Source organism: Marinomonas flavescens, assembly GCF_004352835.1.
Classification (GTDB): Bacteria; Pseudomonadota; Gammaproteobacteria; order Pseudomonadales; family Marinomonadaceae; genus Marinomonas; species Marinomonas flavescens.
This window is the reverse complement of sequence record NZ_SJSB01000013.1, coordinates 1-15,610: the sequence shown is the minus strand read 5'-3', so window position 1 is coordinate 15,610 and position 15,610 is coordinate 1. Positions and strand designations below refer to the sequence as shown.

Below are 15,610 nucleotides of genomic sequence, written 5' to 3'. Positions count from 1 at the left end.
TCTAGGAGAATGACTTTGATATATAAAATGATGTTGGTGTTGCTAGTATTGGTAGCAGGTGTTGCCAATGCGGCAGACAATGCCACGAACAGTTCAGCCGATCAATTAACCCACTTGTTAGATCAGAATCGTAATGTCAAAGGCGATTTTCGCCAAGTGACGTATGATGAAAAAGGCAAACAAGTACAAGTGAGTAATGGTGTGTTTTTACTGGCTAAACCCAACCAATTTGTTTGGGACAGTATATCGCCATATGCTCAACGCATTATTTCAGATGGTAAATTCATCTTGGTGTGGGATGTTGATTTACAGCAAGCCACAAAAAAACCTATTAATAACTCATCCAGCGATTCTCCAGCGGCGCTACTTGGCCAGCCAGCGGCGAGTGTATTACCGCATTATATTGTTACCAAATTAGGTGAAGAGAAATTCCGTCTTGAGCCAAAAAATAAAGAAGAAATGTTTAAAACGCTTACTTTGTCGTTTAAAGATAATAAAATTAATGCCATGAGTATTCTTGATGGTCTTGGTCAAACGACTGTGATTGAATTTACAAAAGTGAAAACGCACGGCGGTGTTGCTAAAGAGAATTTTTCTCTTAAAGTGCCGGCTGATGTGGATGTCATAGTAGATGGTCAGTAATGGACGACTTGTTCGCTGATCAGCAAGTAGGAGGCTACCAACCGCTTGCAGCGAGGATGCGTCCAGTTAATTTAGACGAATACAGTGGTCAATCTCATTTAGTGGGAGAGGGGCGTCCGCTTCGCCGTATGGTCGAAACTGGGCATTGTCACTCCTTTATTTTGTGGGGGCCGCCAGGTGTTGGCAAAACGACCTTCGCTCAGTTGCTTTCTCATGCATTAGACGCCCAATTTATTGAAATGTCAGCGGTAATGTCTGGAGTAAAAGAGATTCGTGCAGCGGTCGAACAGGCCCAGCAGTTACGCATGATGAAGGGCGGGCAAACGGTTCTTTTTGTAGACGAAGTACACCGTTTTAATAAATCTCAGCAAGATGCCTTTTTGCCTTACATTGAAGATGGCACCTTTTTGTTTATTGGTGCCACGACTGAGAACCCAGCATTTGAGCTTAATTCGGCATTATTGTCTCGGGCGCGAGTATATCGTTTAAAAACACCGACGCCAGATGATATTAAGCAGGTCTTGCGGCGTGCTTTATCGGATGCGAGTAAGGGGCTTGCAGACACTGGGTTGACGCTCAGTGATAATGATCTTTCCATTTTGTCTCAAGCAGCGGATGGTGATATTCGTCGTGGATTGAATTTTTTAGAAATTTTATCCGATTTGGTTGAACCCGGTGCCACGGTAACGCATGATCATTTAGAAGATGTACTGGGCGGTAGTGTGCGTCGCTATGATCGCGGCGGTGACATTTTTTATGATCAAATTTCAGCATTTCATAAGTCTGTTCGTGGTTCATCGCCTGATGGTGCCTTGTATTGGATGGCGCGAATGCTTGATGGTGGTTGTGACCCCTTATATATTGCGCGTCGCTTACTAGCCATTGCATCAGAAGATATTGGTAATGCAGACCCAAGAGCGCTACAGGTTGGTCTTAATGCCTGGGATGTTTTTGAGCGAGTGGGGCCAGGAGAAGGGAATAGGGCCATAGCCCAAGCCGCTGTTTATATGGCTTGTGCGCCAAAAAGCAATGCTGTGTATATGGCTTTTAATCAAGCCATGGCAGATGTTGCCTCTCAACCAAGTTATGAGGTGCCTGTCCATCTACGTAATGCTCCAACGTCTTTAGCTAAAAGCATGGGACATGGTGATGAGTACCGATACGCACACAATGAAGAAAATGCTTACGCGGCAGGTGAAAACTATCTCCCTGAATTGATTTCTAGTGTTCGGTATTATCGCCCTACAGAGCGTGGCCTAGAAAAGAAAATTGGAGACAAGCTGTCATGGTTGTCTGAATTGGATGCTCAGAGTTTAATAAAACGTTATTTAGATACATAATAAGAGGGTTTATGATGTTCTACTTTATGATTGCCTTGGGTGGTGCCACAGGTGCTTTAGGGCGCTACGGTGCAACACGATGGATAAATAACCATTGGCATCATCACTTTCCGCTAGCAACCATGTTAATTAATATTCTTGGTTGTTTTCTGATGGGTGTGGCTTTTGTTGTCGTGAGTGAAAAAATGCCGAACTGGGAGCAGCATTACAGACCCTTTATTCAGGTCGGTTTATTAGGTGCTTTTACGACATTTTCTACTTTTTCGTTAGAAATCGTTTCACTTATTAATATGCAGGCTTGGCTAAGTGCCGCAGGCTATCTATTATTAAGCTGTACGTTAGGTATTGCTGGTGTTGCTGCAGGAATTGCCTTAGCTCGTTATTTTTAGACTTTTCACAACACGTTTTATTTGTGTTTTTTATATTGATTACTTTTAGAGGAATTTGTTGCACCGATGTTAGATATTAAAGCGCTACGCGCTGACCCAGAAGCCATTGCGGCACAGCTTAAGAAAAAAGGGTACGAACTAGATGTTGCTCGTTTTTCTTCCCTAGAAGAGCGCCGTAAAGCCATTCAAGTGGAAACGGAGCAATTGCAGCAATCGCGAAATGCGGTTTCTAAAGAAATTGGTCAAGCGATGAAGTCTGGCGACAAAGACAAGGCGGCTGAGTTAAAAGCTCAAACATCGACACTAGGTGACGATCTTGAAGCGGCAAAGTCGCAGCTGGCTCAGGTCCAAGAAGAATTTGAAGGTCTATTAGAAGGGATTCCGAATATTCCTCATCCTTCTGTGCCAGATGGCAAAACAGAAGATGATAATATTGAAATTCGTCGCTGGGGTGAGCCAAAAGAATTCGATTTTGAGCCGAAAGACCATGTTGATCTTGGTGAAAATCTTGAACTGTTAGATTTTGAAGCAGCGGTTAAAATCACTGGGTCTCGCTTTGCGGTTATGCATCGTGATTTAGCTCGTCTTCACCGCGCTCTAACTCAGTTTATGATCAATACTCATGTCGATGAGCATGGTTATTCTGAGGTATATGTTCCCTATTTAGTGAATGCGACGTCTTTGAAAGGAACGGGTCAATTACCGAAGTTCGAAGAAGACTTATTCAAAGTACCTGTTGATAAAGAAAGTGGTAATAATGATCTTTATCTTATACCAACAGCAGAAGTTCCTGTTACGAACTTAGTGCGTAATGAAATTCTAAATGACGCTGAGTTACACAAAAAGTTTGTGGCTCATACGCCTTGTTTTCGTAGTGAAGCAGGAAGTTATGGCCGTGATACTCGCGGCATGATTCGTCAGCATCAATTCGAAAAAGTAGAGTTGGTACACGTCTGCCGCCCGGATCGTTCTGAAGCGATACTTGAAGAGCTTGTTGGTCATGCAGAAACGATTCTACAAAAATTAAAGCTTCCTTACCGTACTGTTATTTTGTGTGGTGGAGACTTAGGTTTCTCAGCACATAAGACGTATGACATTGAAGTTTGGTTGCCGGGGCAAGGAAAATACCGTGAAATTTCTTCTTGTTCTAATATGTGTGACTTTCAAGCGCGTCGTATGCAGGCTCGCTGGCGTAATCCAGAAACCGGTCGTCCTGAGTTAGCACATACTTTAAATGGATCAGGTTTAGCTGTAGGTCGTACGCTTGTTGCTGTTTTGGAAAATTACCAAAATGCAGATGGTAGTGTGCGTGTTCCTGATGTTTTGTTGCCTTACATGGGCGGCAAGCGAGTATTAGAAAAAGCATAAGCTTTCTTTATTTTAAAAAAGCCTCAGAAGAGGCTTTTTTTTGTAAAACTAGAGATATTCTATGACAGGTAAAGTGTATTTAGTTGGCGCTGGTCCAGGTGATCCAGAGTTGTTAACGATCAAAGCGCATCGTTTGATTACAACTGCAGACGTGGTGCTTTATGACCGTTTAGTGGGTGCTGATATTATTGCTTTGATTCCTACTACGGCTGAAAAAATGTATGTTGGTAAAGCTAAATCCATGCACAGCTTGCCGCAGAATGAGATTAATGGATTATTAGCTCAAAAAGCCAAAGAGGGCAAAATGGTCGTTCGTCTTAAAGGCGGAGACCCTTTTATTTTCGGGCGTGGCGGTGAAGAGCTTGAAGAGCTTGTGCAAGAAAGTGTTCCTTTTGAAGTTGTACCAGGTATAACGGCGGCCGCTGGTTGCGCTGCGTATGCAGGGATTCCTCTTACGCATCGAGACTACGCACAATCCGTTCGCTTTCTTACCGGTCATCTTAAAGATGGCACTACAGATTTACCGTGGGATGAATTGGTTCACCCGGCTCAAACCCTAGTGATTTACATGGGGCTGACAGGGTTAGAAGAAATAAGCCAATCTCTTATACGTTTTGGTATGAAGCCGTCGATGCCAGTTGCAGTGGTGGAAAAAGGAACTACGCTAGAGCAGAGGGTATTTACTTCTACAATTAGTGACATTTTGGCAGTGATTAAACAGAATGATGTGAAATCGCCAGCATTACTTATTATTGGTGATGTTGTTACCTTGCAAAATAAGCTGGAATGGCACGGTAAGTACTAACGATAATAGTGCTAATAAATATAAGAAAAGGCGCTTCAATAGCGCCTTTTTTTTGTGGTTTTTTTATGAGTCTCTGATAAATAACTGGCTGTTATGTTACTTAGCTTGGCTTATATGCAATTGGCTGGTTTAGGAAGTCCTGCAATTTTTGCCGCTAATTTTGGTGGGCTACCGGGAAACAGCTTCATTAGATAGATGCTCCGTCCTTTTTCTGCTCCTAGTTCTTTGGAGACCGCTTTAACAAGAGGGCGCATAGCTGGGGAAACTTCGAATTTTTGGTAGAAGTCTCTAAGTAAAAAAATAATCTCCCAATGCATTTCTGTCAAAATTAGAGATTCTTGTGCCGCTAGTGTATTTGCAAGTTCTGGTGTCCAGTCTGCTAGATTGAGAAGGTAGCCTTCTTCATCTACACCAATGTGATCCATGCTATTACTCATTGTTTACCAGCTTATGTTTGTGTCTGAGGTTAGTGTCATATGAACCCATTCATCATCACTTAGCGCTGTTCCTAATGTTGGGTTGACGCCATAAGCCAAAGTGTCACTTTTTAAATAAAAGAGTGAAATGTCTTTTTGTTCTATCAGCGCTTTGAGGGTGTCATGCTGAGTTTGGCAGCGAAGAATAGCTTCTTCGATTAAGCATAAAGTGTCGCCTATTTTAAGGCTGTTAATCCAAGTTTGTTCAATGTCGTTTGGATAAGCTAACTGATTTAATTGGTGTAGTTGCATCATTAAAACCGAAAAACATGTTGGTATTGAGAAAAGAGGGCGTACCAGTCTTTTTGATCGAGCGCCTTAGTGCCAGGCCAAATGTCGACCTCTTTCGTTAATTCGTTGTCTCTTTCTATATAGATATTATCAATGTCATAGAATTCTAATCCATCAAGTAATTTATATAAGTGCTTACCATCTTCTTTTGTCGTTTGTTGATGGTTATACAAAAGCGATAAAGCGGCGCCTGAAAAACAGAGGTCAACGGGTTGCTCAAATGTGGCCAGAACCAAGGCTAGGTCTAAGCCTTCTTTACAGGCAAGGCTAGAGTAAGGAGAGCTGCTTAGGTGAATTAACGTGTTGGTCATGGAGGATTACCTAAACTGTATTATTTTAGTTGTTGAGTTCATTAGCTCGACAAATGTTCCTAACCCTTCTAACTGAAAGCCTTCAGATAAGCTGTGTTGAGGCAATTCATAGCGCTGGCTTTCTGTTTCGTTAATAATGCCACGGCGTACTGACGCAGCAATACACAGGTACAGTGGAATCTTGTGCTCATTGGTTAATTCAACCCAAGCTTTTCTGACATCAAACTCGTCTCTTGGTGGCTGAGTGAGTGCATTGCCAATAAGGACCGCATCTTCATAAAAGAACACGCCTTCAAGAGTGTTTTCTTTGTTGAGTAAGGCGGCTTTAAGAAATTTTAAAGCGCTATGGCAGGCTTTTGTTTGGTAGGGTGAGCCAGTGACTAAAAGAGCGTAGTGCATTGGATTCTGTGCCTTGTTGCAATTAAGCAATAAGTTTACCAATAAAAAAGGCCGCATGCAGCGGCCTTTTTTGTTTAGTGATTCTTAATGTTTATTAATCGTCGTTTGCCATGCCCAAAAGAGACAGAACACTCAAGAACATGTTGTATAGAGACACGTAGAGGTTCACGGTTGCGATGATGTAATTTGTTTCGCCGCCGTTAATAATTTGACTCGTTTGTAGCAGAATAATGGCTGCTGAAAACAGAGCAAAACCAGCAGAGATAAAAATCTGCAACGCGGGCATTTGTACGAAGATGCCTGCAATTACTGCAAACAACAACACAAAGAAACCGACAGTAATAAAGCCATTTAAAAAGCTAAAATCTTTTTTAGATATTAAAGCGTAAGCAGAAAGACCTAAGAACGATAAGCCGGTGATGCCTAATGCACTCATTATCATGCTAGCGCCATTTGCCATGCTTAGATAAGCATTTAGAATGGGCCCTAGAGTGATTCCCATGAAGCCAGTTAGGGCAAAAACACAAAGAATACCGACTGAGCTGTTTTTAAATTTATAAGTTAAGTAAAGTAAGCCATAAAAGCCAACCAATGTAATTATGATACCTGGGTGAGGCAGGTTAAAAGCCAAACTCATGCTCGCAGTAAAAGCACTGAACAATAATGTTAGTGATAGCAACGCATAAGTGTTGCGGAGCGTTTTGTTGGCCGATTTTGACGTATGTGTCGCAAAGGCTTCGGTATAACGCATGAGAGTTACTCCTTGAAAGTTTATGTCTATCTTATGACTTAATATGAGGGCGTTAGTTCAAAAACTCAAGGTGTGTTTTGAATAGTTACAAGTTGATACAAAAACACCGAGTTTAGCTCGGTGTTTTTGATGAGTTGCCTTGCTTTTGGCATTGTCGGCTTGTCATGAAACGGTAGTCGCCTTATAAGCTCCTGGATTCTGTTTGGTTTTATGTTTTGCTATTTGTCTTGTTAACTTATCTATCATCGCGTCTATTGCATGAAATAGCCTGTTTTCAGAGGAGGCGGCGGCAAAAAGCTCTTTGCCCGGAAGGTGAACAGTGACTTCGGCTTTTTGGTTTTTATTGTCCTGCAATAGGATTATATTAACAGTGGTGATTTTGTCGGTTAGCTTGGACACTTTATGAAACTTTTCATTGATGTGGTCTTTAATCGCTTGCGTAACATCAATGTGGTGTCCGGTAATATTGATTGTATGCATACAACTTTTCTCCTCAGTAAAGTTGGCTTTAGATGGGGCTTTTTATTTCCCACCATTCGAGCATAGGAGCCACTTTCGCATGTGTCAATGAGGGTTTATGTAACTGTCATGTTGTCGTCACAACTATTTGTTAAGTGAAAATTTGTTATTTTCAGGTTATTGCTTTTGCGGGTTATCGTGCTTATGGCGCAAGCTTTTGTTAGACTGAAGCGCTAAAAGTGTAAAGCGAGGATTATGTTGAACAACGATTTTTTATTGCCTATTTCTTTTTCTATGGCAGCCCAAATTGGCCTAGAAGAGACGGTACTTTTAACCTTTTTAAAGCAGCAGTCTTATGTGATGAATTCTGCTGTTTTAAAAATGGATATTGCTCAACTCAGCGCGCAACTTCCTTTCTGGACTGTGCCTATGGTGATGCGATTATTGGCCAATTTACAAATCAGCCAATTATTAAGTTTTCAGCGTCAGGACCAGTCTTTGGAAATACAGGTTGTGCCTATGTCGGGGAGCGTACAGGCAGAAGCGCAGCCGATGCCTCAAGCAGAATCAGAGGATTCTCTGATGGGTAAGATGAACCGTTTGCAACAAGAAGTGCGAGAAAAAACGACGCAGACAACAAGGGCAGCACCTGCTCAGACGTCGCAGCATTCGCATTTTACTCCAAAGCAATCGCAGTCGACCCCGCCGAAGGCAAATTATGCTCCTAGGCAAGCGGCTCGCCAAAATATTCAGCCTTCGCAACCGCCTGTGGTTAATGACCGTCGAGGCATAACGGATTTTGATTTATATTTAGAGCAAAAAGAACTTGCTCGACAGCCGGGACAATGGCAACCCGAAGAAACCACACTAGAGCAAATTGCTCAAGCGGGTATTACGAGAGAATTTGCATTATCGCTGCAAGCTGAGTTTCTGTTACGAATAAAAGAGCAGCGAAAAAATGTAAGAACGTGGAACAGTGAATTTTTCAAATACGTAAAACGTCAGTGGCAATACAAACAATCGGATCGGTCTTCATATGAAGGAACCTCAGGCAGTTCAAAATTTAATAAAACCTCTCGCGAGCAAGTTAGCGACGCTCTCACAAACATCCACGACACAGACTGGTAATACCCAGCAGGATACTCAGCGCGAAGAGGCACAGCAGCAAACTCGGGTACTAGTGAATATGCTATTCGCCCGGTTTAAGGCGATCTATACTCATAAGTTTGCTTCCGCATACAGTAATCCAGATGAGGTGAAACTGGCTAAGCGTGAATGGGCTGTTGTACTCAAAGGCTATCAAGAGCCTTTATTGGCGTATGCAGTAGAGCGAACCAAAGAAGTTTACGCATGGCCGCCGACTATTTCCGAGTTCTTGAAACTGATTAATACCGCCTATAAAGCCTATGGTTTACTTGATCCCCGTAGTGCGTATTTAGAAGCGTGTGCTTGTCGCTCTGATCCCTTGTCATATCGCTGGTCTCATCCTGCTATTTACTTTGCTGGAACTCAAACGGGCTGGTACAAGCTTAAGTCAGAAGAAGAGCGTGTAACATGGCCGCTTTTTGAAGAAAATTACGTAAAAGTAGTCGATCGTGTGATTTCTGGAGAACGTCTTGTTATTCCCAGAGTTATTATGATCGAGAATAAGGCGTCGGTTGGTGTAGATGATCTGATTAGTCGTATAGCTAAGCAGCTCAAATTATCAGAAGAAGAGATTGCTCCAATACTGTATTACACTCAAAAAACCCAAGGTACAGGGGTTCGCCAACGCTATCGCTTAATAGCAGAAGAAAAGCTGAAGTTAATGGGATATAACGGAACACTTCCAGAATAATTCTTGTTGATTTAGTCATCTTTGCTATGGGTTAAAATAAAACACACTCAATGCTATGAGCTTAGTGCCATTCTAGTTAACATAGAGAGAGTAGTAAGTTAACTGTTTGATAAGGTGGTTTCTTTGTTGAAAATCCTGATTGTCGATGATCACGATATGGTGAGTCAGGGAATTAGCCGTGTTTTACAGGATGTAAAAGGTGTAGAGGTTGTTGGTATTGTTCACAATGGTGAAGATGCGATTATACAAACGCGAATACTGCTTCCTGACATTGTTCTGATGGATGTTCATATGCCTGGTATTGGAGGCTTAGGGGCAACAAAAGAAATTAAACGCCTAATGCCTAGAGTGAAAATCATTGCGTTATCCGCACTGGATGACAGCTTGTATCCCATTAAGTTGTTAGAGGCCGGTGCTTCAGGTTATTTGACGAAAGGGACGAATACATCGGAGTTGCTAGATGCATTGGATGCTGTCCACAAGGGTGACCGCTATGTTTCACAATGCATCGCACAAAAAATGGCATTAACAAAATACACTATCGACAGCAAAGGTTCCCCGCTTGAAGCGTTATCAGACCGTGAATTGCAAGTTGCTCAAATGATTGTTGATTGTAAAAAATCAACGGAAATAGCCATACATCTAAATGTAAGCCCTAAAACAGTCAGTACCTATCGAACTCGCATTTTTTCTAAATTGAGTATTGAGAGTGATGTGGAGCTGATTCGGTTAGCGGTACGTTATAGCGTCCTTGGAATGGGATCGTAATGAGGTTTGTTTGACTCACTTAGAATTTGATCCAAAGCATTTTGTTAGCCACTTAACGACTCGACCCGGCGTCTACCGTATGTATGGCAAGGGCGATTTGTTGTATGTGGGAAAAGCTAAAAACTTAAAGAATCGAGTATCGAGTTATTTTCGAGCCGCAGGTCTGACGACTAAGACAATGGCGCTAGTAAGTCGAATCGACGCAATAGAAATCACCGTAACAAAGAGTGAAACTGAAGCGCTGTTGCTCGAACAGACGCTGATTAAACAGCATCGTCCGCCTTATAATATTCTGCTTCGTGACGACAAGTCCTACCCCTATATTTTGTTATCTGACCATCATCATCCTGCATTGTTATTTCGACGAGGCAATAAAGTAAGTTCAGGGAAACTGTATGGGCCTTTTCCTAGTGGCAGCGCCGTACGCGAAAGCCTAAGTACCATGCAAAAGGTTTTCAAGGTTCGCCAGTGTGAAGATGGCACCTATTCAAACCGTTCCAGACCTTGCCTTCAGTATCAAATAAAACGTTGTTCAGGGCCGTGTGTCGGCTTGATTGGAGATGCTCAATACGATGACGATGTTCGTCATGCTAGGATGTTTTTACAAGGTAAAAGCCAAGAGTTAACAAGCGAAATTTCAGATAAAATGAAAGCCGCCGCTTTAGACATGGAATTTGAGCGTGCGGCAGAATTGCGCGACCAAATGATTCAGCTTAAGCACATCCAAGAGCAGCAGGATGTTTACGGACAAACGGGAGATGCTGACGTTATTGCCGCCATCATTCAGCCCGGTGGTTTGTGTGTTCATGTCATGATGGTTCGCCACGGCAAAGTAGTTGGTAGTAAAAGTTATTATCCCAAAATGCCGATCGAAATATCCGAAGGTGAATTGTTGTCATCGTTTATTGCTCAGTTTTATTTAGGGGGCATCCAAGAGCTTCCTAAAGTATTAATTACCAGCCATGAATTAGACGATGGTGAAGCATTAGTAGAAGGTGTGTTTGAAACGACACAAAAACGCATCGAAGTGTTGCATAATGTACGAGGCCAACGAGCTCGTTGGCTAGACTTAGCAAAACTCAATGCCGAACAAGGGTTGCAAGCGCGCTTATCTGACAAACGAAATCATTTTAGTCGTGTCACCGCGCTACAAAAAGTATTAGGCTTTAAAGAGCCGCCTAGTCATATGGAATGTTTCGACATAAGCCACTCAAGTGGTGAAGCAACCGTAGCGTCCTGTGTTGTTTTTGGACCCGATGGGCCGGATAAAAAACGCTATCGCTCTTTTAACATCGAAGGTGTGGAGCCGGGCGATGATTATGGGGCGATGAAACAAGCTTTAATGCGCCGATATAAGCGCGTTAAAAGTGGCGAACTAGACGCGCCAGACGTATTACTAATAGACGGTGGTAAAGGGCAACTAACACAAGCAGAAGCCGTCTTAAAGGAACTTGGTCTGGTGGATATATTCTTACTCGGTGTCGCAAAAGGCGATACTCGAAAACCAGGTTTAGAAACCTTGTACATAGGCTCTAAAGAAGACGAAGTGGTGTTGCCGCCAGACTCTGCTGCACTTCATTTGATTCAGCATATTCGCGATGAGGCTCATCGATTTGCAATAACAAGCCACCGTCGTCGCCGAGATAAGAAAAGACGGCATTCTGTATTAGAAGATATTCCGGGTATTGGACCAAGTCGACGTAAAGAATTATTGTCTACTTTCGGCGGTTACCAAGAACTATTAGCGGCGAGCCAAACAGACATTAGCAAGGTAAAAGGAATCGGTGTGAAAAAAGCCGAAGAGATTTATCTGTATCTCCATAAGAACTGATTTTCTTGTACATTTTATAGGCTTTAAATAGGAAAACGATGAACATACCAAATATATTAACCTCCCTGCGGATTTTTATGATTCCGATTTTGGTGGCTATTTATTATTTACCGTGGGAAGGGCGCTACTATACCTGTGCGGCCGTGTTTGCTCTGGCAGCTTGGACAGACTGGCTTGATGGCTATTTAGCGAGAAAGCTAAACCAGACAACGCCGTTTGGGGCTTTCTTTGACCCGGTAGCGGATAAGCTGATGGTATCAGTTGCCTTGGTTATGCTGGTGGCAAGTTATGCTGATCCACTGATGACATTAGCCAGCGCTGTTATTGTTGGTCGAGAAATTGTTATTTCAGCATTGCGCGAATGGATGGCCGAAATGGGTAAACGTGCTAGCGTCGCTGTTTCTTATATTGGCAAACTAAAAACTGCCATGCAGATGCTCGCTATTTTTATTCTGCTAGGCAGTCCGCCAGGAACCATGTGGTCTTTTTTTGGCGAGTCAGTACTCGTTATCGCCGCGTTGCTCACTCTTTGGTCTATGTATATTTATTTGAAAGCAGCATGGCCAGAGTTAGTTCCAAAACATTCGGACAAAAAATAATCAAATATAAAAAAAGTGCCTAAGTTAGCTATTTATTTGAATTTTTCCCTTGACGTGAAAGTTCAAATACATAGAATAGGCCACGTCTTTTGAGACGCGGGAATAGCTCAGTGGTAGAGCACAACCTTGCCAAGGTTGGGGTCGCGAGTTCGAGCCTCGTTTCCCGCTCCAGCTTAAAAGACATCTGATATATTGAAGGCCGGATGGCAGAGTGGTCATGCAGCGGACTGCAACTCCGTTAACGCCGGTTCGATTCCGACTCCGGCCTCCATATCAGAAAATGCCCGGGTGGTGAAATTGGTAGACACACAAGACTTAAAATCTTGCGCTGAATAAGCGTACCGGTTCGATTCCGGTCCCGGGCACCATTTATGGTGCCTTTTTTTTCACCTAAATTTTGTTATCCCTCTCAATTCTAAATCCCTATCTCTTGTTAATCCTTCTTGTGTTTCCTTGTTACTCTTCAAAACATCCTACTGATTATTTCTACCTTAAGATTCATACCAACCTAAGTCGTAAATGACTCAGAGAGCGCATACAAGCAATTTTATTGAATTGGCAGCCTCTTATATCTTCGAATACGTCCAACTCCCCGTTGAGTGCTTCTAGCAGCGAACCAAACTTCATTCTCCTTATACTTTTAAAAAAAGGACTGGCTAGGATGGGGGTGTGCTTATTGCGAGCATCGTAGAGGTAGTAATAAATACACAGATGTTAAGGCGTAAATCTTATATCAATCAATTAGCCGCCTAAGTGGCGTTTTTTGTGGTGGAAATTTATGCTATCTATGCTGGTATAAGTCGACAAAACGATTTAATGTAAAATAATGTTAATTAAGTTGATGGAGTAGCGAGATAGGATGAAACATGGAAAAGTTTAAGAGCCTCGAAGAGTTAACTCAAATCGACCACAAGCATCATCTCTTAGGGAGTATCTCTGGCACTATTCCAGACCTTGAGCAGATACATGAATACCTTTCCAAAGAAGTGCTAAACGAAGAAGTGCCTGACGAAATAAAAGGGCAGTTCAATGTGGCTAAGAATATGGCTCTCTACACTTACTTTTTCTATGCATTAGCTCCCGAAGTACACCTTAAAACATACACCATAATCGAACATGCACTCAGACTCAAAGTACAACCTAAAAAACATGTTGGCTTAAGAATACTTCTAAGCAAGGCGGTAGAAGAGGGTTGGATTTGTGATGCGGGTTTTAGACATATCGATAAAAATGAGTCAGGTAATGGGTGGTGTAAAAGCATGGTTGATATTATTCCCAATATGCGAAACTCAAAAGCCCATGGCTCTACTATATTAGTACCTGACTGCTTGCATCATATTTCGGTATGTACGGATTTTTGTAATCAGTTATTTCCTAGTAATTAGATAACAAGGTCGGATAATTGTTCGTTAACTGCGGGTTCACTATTGCCGATGATCTAAGCTTGGTCGGAATAGACAAAAAATTGATAACAGTGAAGAGTCATACGGTTGATCTAACATTTATTCAATACCATAGAAAAAATTATTAAATTTTAAATACTACTTAGGTTGTATTTAATTTTAAAAACGGAGTTGATATGAGTTTTATTAAAGATAATGAAAAAGTTTTCAGTAGATTTATTGAAAAAAATAAAGGATATCATGATCTAAATGATCTAGATAAACATTATATTAAAATCATCGTAGATGCTCTAACAATCTTCATTTCTGACCCTGATAATTTTGATAAATTTTGTCCTTTTAGTATATTAAAGTACGGAGATAATCTTGTAGGTGCGATTAATAATTACGACAAAAATTCCACTGGTTTAACTAGAGAATATATTATTTCTTTTTTATATACATTTATTGTTGAAGTTTTTTTACGATCAGAGAATGTTAGTAATACTTTAATCGATATAAGAAATAACATATCTGATTCATCTGATAAATTTCCAGTCGATTTAAGAAGAATTATTGAGTACGCAGATAAAGATATGCGTATTAGGATTATTTACGACATGATTGGTTCGGATGAATTTTCAAATTTTAAAAATATATCAAATATTTTAAAAAGTAAGGATAAGATTGAGAATCAATGGGAAGAAATGATATCCGAAAAAGAGGCTGAATGGCATAAAGAAATAAAGGAAAAAGAAGGAAGGGTGAACGCCATAAAGGACTCTCTTGATGAATATAAGAATGCCTTCAATTTTGTTGGGTTGAATGAAGGTTTTCATGACTTGTTAGAAGACAAGAAAACAGAAATAGGTCGATTGGTTTGGTGGATTAGAGCGTCTGTTTTTTTTATGATTGCTCCTGTGCTGTATGAACTGGTGTTGATGCTTGAAATGGCAAAAGCGAGATCTGAACCGACAGAAATGGGATTGTTATTTGCGCTTCCTGCAATATCTTTAGTTGTGATAGCGACATACTTCTTTAGGGTTTTATTAGGCAATTACAAAGGTGTTAAATCACAAATATCTCAACTTGAGCTAAGAATGACATTGTGTAGGTTTATACAAAGTTATGCTGAATATTCCTCTGAGCTTAAAGAAAAAAATGGTTCCACCTTAGAAAAATTTGAAGATATCGTTTTTTCAAACATATTTGCCAATGATGACACGGCTATTTCTGCATTCGATGGAATAGAGCAGTTCTCGAAGTTAGTGGACAAAATTAAAAGGTAGTAATGCATAGCACCGCTTTCCAAACGGTTTTTTTGTGTCTGTAATTTGGTTTGGTGTTTGGTGTTTGGTGGTGATGCTTTGGGCGAGTGCCCATGACATAGCTTCGCTTGCGATCCAACGCCAGTTGGTGCGGTTTTCTGATCCGCCTACGTTGCGAGGTTTTGGAAAGGTTCGTCTGCATACTACTTGATGAACCAAGTAAGTGGTCGATTCTTCTGGTGAAAACTCGTAAAACGTTTTAATGTTTATGAATGGGATTATTCGTGGTCATAGTGAGATCTTAGTTTTACTCTGACTCATTTATTTCAATTGATTATAAAATCATTTACAGATTAAAATTATGTTCATACTTGAAAGGGAAAAACTTAAGGCTGGTGATATTCTTTTGACAACACAGAGCCATCCTATAAGTAAAGCGATACGAGTAATTAGTTCAAGCTGTTTTTCACATGCAATACTATATGTTGGTGACGGAAGCTGTATTCATTCCGATAGTGATGGTGTTCACTCAGAAAATATACAGCGGTTACTTTTCAGTAAAATCTCTCATATACCTGAATTCAAGTCCGAAGTGCGACACTTTTCATTTCAAGCAACCAAGCATAATTCCTTGAAAATCATAGCTGGTTGCTTGAACCCTAGACACTTTCTTGGGCGATTGTTTATTCGTCCC

The 15,610-nt window shown here is 41.2% G+C and carries 19 protein-coding genes and 3 tRNA genes; 16 read left to right on the top strand and 6 right to left on the bottom strand.

Features of this window, described 5'->3' with window-relative positions:
* Positions 1 to 15 precede the first annotated feature (15 nt).
* From lolA to cobA, 5 genes are all read left to right on the top strand, one after another.
* Positions 16 to 642, top strand: a complete 627-nt coding sequence (gene lolA / locus E0D70_RS13100; protein ID WP_240537133.1) for an outer membrane lipoprotein periplasmic chaperone LolA — start codon at positions 16 to 18, stop codon at positions 640 to 642.
* Positions 642 to 1,982 carry a replication-associated recombination protein A gene (locus tag E0D70_RS13095; RefSeq protein ID WP_133012736.1) on the top strand — a complete coding sequence of 447 codons (1,341 nt, stop codon included), beginning with the start codon at positions 642 to 644 and terminating at the stop codon, positions 1,980 to 1,982. Before lolA ends, E0D70_RS13095 begins: the two co-directional genes overlap by 1 nt.
* Before the next feature lie 11 nt (positions 1,983 to 1,993).
* On the top strand, positions 1,994 to 2,371 hold the full coding sequence (gene crcB / locus E0D70_RS13090) for a fluoride efflux transporter CrcB (protein ID WP_240537132.1): 378 nt from the start codon (positions 1,994 to 1,996) through the stop codon (positions 2,369 to 2,371).
* Positions 2,372 to 2,437: 66 nt separating this feature from the next.
* The gene (gene serS, locus E0D70_RS13085) at positions 2,438 to 3,739 is read left to right on the top strand and encodes a serine--tRNA ligase (protein WP_133012735.1); all 1,302 of its coding nucleotides are present in this window, start codon (positions 2,438 to 2,440) and stop codon (positions 3,737 to 3,739) included.
* A gap of 61 nt (positions 3,740 to 3,800) precedes the next feature.
* Positions 3,801 to 4,544: a uroporphyrinogen-III C-methyltransferase gene (gene cobA / locus E0D70_RS13080; protein ID WP_133012734.1), complete on the top strand. Its 744-nt coding sequence runs from the start codon at positions 3,801 to 3,803 to the stop codon at positions 4,542 to 4,544.
* Positions 4,545 to 4,654: 110 nt separating this feature from the next.
* Here cobA and E0D70_RS13075 read toward each other — a convergent pair whose 3' ends face one another.
* The 6 genes from E0D70_RS13075 to hpf all read right to left on the bottom strand — a co-directional run bounded on the left by E0D70_RS13075 (position 4,655) and on the right by hpf (position 7,252).
* The gene (locus E0D70_RS13075; protein ID WP_240537131.1) at positions 4,655 to 4,969 is read right to left on the bottom strand and encodes a TusE/DsrC/DsvC family sulfur relay protein; all 315 of its coding nucleotides are present in this window, start codon (positions 4,967 to 4,969) and stop codon (positions 4,655 to 4,657) included.
* A gap of 15 nt (positions 4,970 to 4,984) precedes the next feature.
* Positions 4,985 to 5,275: a DsrH/TusB family sulfur metabolism protein gene (locus tag E0D70_RS13070; RefSeq protein ID WP_240537130.1), complete on the bottom strand. Its 291-nt coding sequence runs from the start codon at positions 5,273 to 5,275 to the stop codon at positions 4,985 to 4,987.
* On the bottom strand, positions 5,275 to 5,622 hold the full coding sequence (locus tag E0D70_RS13065) for a DsrE family protein (RefSeq protein ID WP_133012732.1): 348 nt from the start codon (positions 5,620 to 5,622) through the stop codon (positions 5,275 to 5,277). The genes E0D70_RS13070 and E0D70_RS13065 overlap by 1 nt, the downstream gene beginning before the upstream one ends.
* A gap of 6 nt (positions 5,623 to 5,628) precedes the next feature.
* Positions 5,629 to 6,078 carry a sulfurtransferase complex subunit TusD gene (tusD, locus tag E0D70_RS13060; RefSeq protein ID WP_240537129.1) on the bottom strand — a complete coding sequence of 150 codons (450 nt, stop codon included), beginning with the start codon at positions 6,076 to 6,078 and terminating at the stop codon, positions 5,629 to 5,631.
* A 37-nt stretch (positions 6,079 to 6,115) separates the two neighbouring features.
* Positions 6,116 to 6,772 carry a Bax inhibitor-1/YccA family protein gene (locus E0D70_RS13055; RefSeq protein ID WP_133012731.1) on the bottom strand — a complete coding sequence of 219 codons (657 nt, stop codon included), beginning with the start codon at positions 6,770 to 6,772 and terminating at the stop codon, positions 6,116 to 6,118.
* A 162-nt stretch (positions 6,773 to 6,934) separates the two neighbouring features.
* Positions 6,935 to 7,252 (bottom strand): ribosome hibernation-promoting factor, HPF/YfiA family, encoded by a 318-nt coding sequence (gene hpf, locus E0D70_RS13050; protein WP_133012730.1) that lies wholly within the window; start codon positions 7,250 to 7,252, stop codon positions 6,935 to 6,937.
* A gap of 234 nt (positions 7,253 to 7,486) precedes the next feature.
* Here hpf and E0D70_RS13045 point away from each other — a divergent pair, with 234 nt between their 5' ends.
* The 11 genes from E0D70_RS13045 (at position 7,487) to E0D70_RS17500 (ending at position 15,127) form a co-directional block, all read left to right on the top strand.
* Positions 7,487 to 8,359 carry a DnaT-like ssDNA-binding domain-containing protein gene (locus tag E0D70_RS13045; RefSeq protein ID WP_133012729.1) on the top strand — a complete coding sequence of 291 codons (873 nt, stop codon included), beginning with the start codon at positions 7,487 to 7,489 and terminating at the stop codon, positions 8,357 to 8,359.
* Entirely contained in the window at positions 8,268 to 9,068 is an 801-nt protein-coding gene (locus E0D70_RS13040) for a replication protein P (protein ID WP_240537127.1), read from the top strand. Before E0D70_RS13045 ends, E0D70_RS13040 begins: the two co-directional genes overlap by 92 nt.
* Positions 9,069 to 9,191: 123 nt before the next feature.
* Positions 9,192 to 9,836 (top strand): response regulator, encoded by a 645-nt coding sequence (locus tag E0D70_RS13035; RefSeq protein ID WP_133012728.1) that lies wholly within the window; start codon positions 9,192 to 9,194, stop codon positions 9,834 to 9,836.
* A 10-nt stretch (positions 9,837 to 9,846) separates the two neighbouring features.
* Positions 9,847 to 11,667, top strand: a complete 1,821-nt coding sequence (uvrC, locus tag E0D70_RS13030; RefSeq protein ID WP_133012727.1) for an excinuclease ABC subunit UvrC — start codon at positions 9,847 to 9,849, stop codon at positions 11,665 to 11,667.
* A 38-nt stretch (positions 11,668 to 11,705) separates the two neighbouring features.
* Complete coding sequence (pgsA, locus tag E0D70_RS13025) at positions 11,706 to 12,266, top strand: CDP-diacylglycerol--glycerol-3-phosphate 3-phosphatidyltransferase (protein ID WP_133012726.1); 561 nt, start codon at positions 11,706 to 11,708, stop codon at positions 12,264 to 12,266.
* 96 nt (positions 12,267 to 12,362) lie between these two features.
* Positions 12,363 to 12,437, top strand: a tRNA-Gly gene (locus tag E0D70_RS13020).
* Positions 12,438 to 12,463: 26 nt separating this feature from the next.
* Positions 12,464 to 12,537: transfer RNA gene (locus E0D70_RS13015), tRNA-Cys, on the top strand.
* An 11-nt stretch (positions 12,538 to 12,548) separates the two neighbouring features.
* A tRNA-Leu gene (locus E0D70_RS13010) sits at positions 12,549 to 12,634 on the top strand.
* Positions 12,635 to 13,132: 498 nt separating this feature from the next.
* A complete protein-coding gene (locus E0D70_RS13005) occupies positions 13,133 to 13,651 on the top strand; it encodes a hypothetical protein (protein ID WP_133012725.1) in 519 nt (172 codons plus the stop codon).
* Between the two features lie 194 nt (positions 13,652 to 13,845).
* Positions 13,846 to 14,937 (top strand): hypothetical protein, encoded by a 1,092-nt coding sequence (locus tag E0D70_RS13000; protein WP_133012724.1) that lies wholly within the window; start codon positions 13,846 to 13,848, stop codon positions 14,935 to 14,937.
* A 34-nt stretch (positions 14,938 to 14,971) separates the two neighbouring features.
* Positions 14,972 to 15,127: a hypothetical protein gene (locus E0D70_RS17500; protein ID WP_165942907.1), complete on the top strand. Its 156-nt coding sequence runs from the start codon at positions 14,972 to 14,974 to the stop codon at positions 15,125 to 15,127.
* Positions 15,128 to 15,610: the final 483 nt, after the last annotated feature.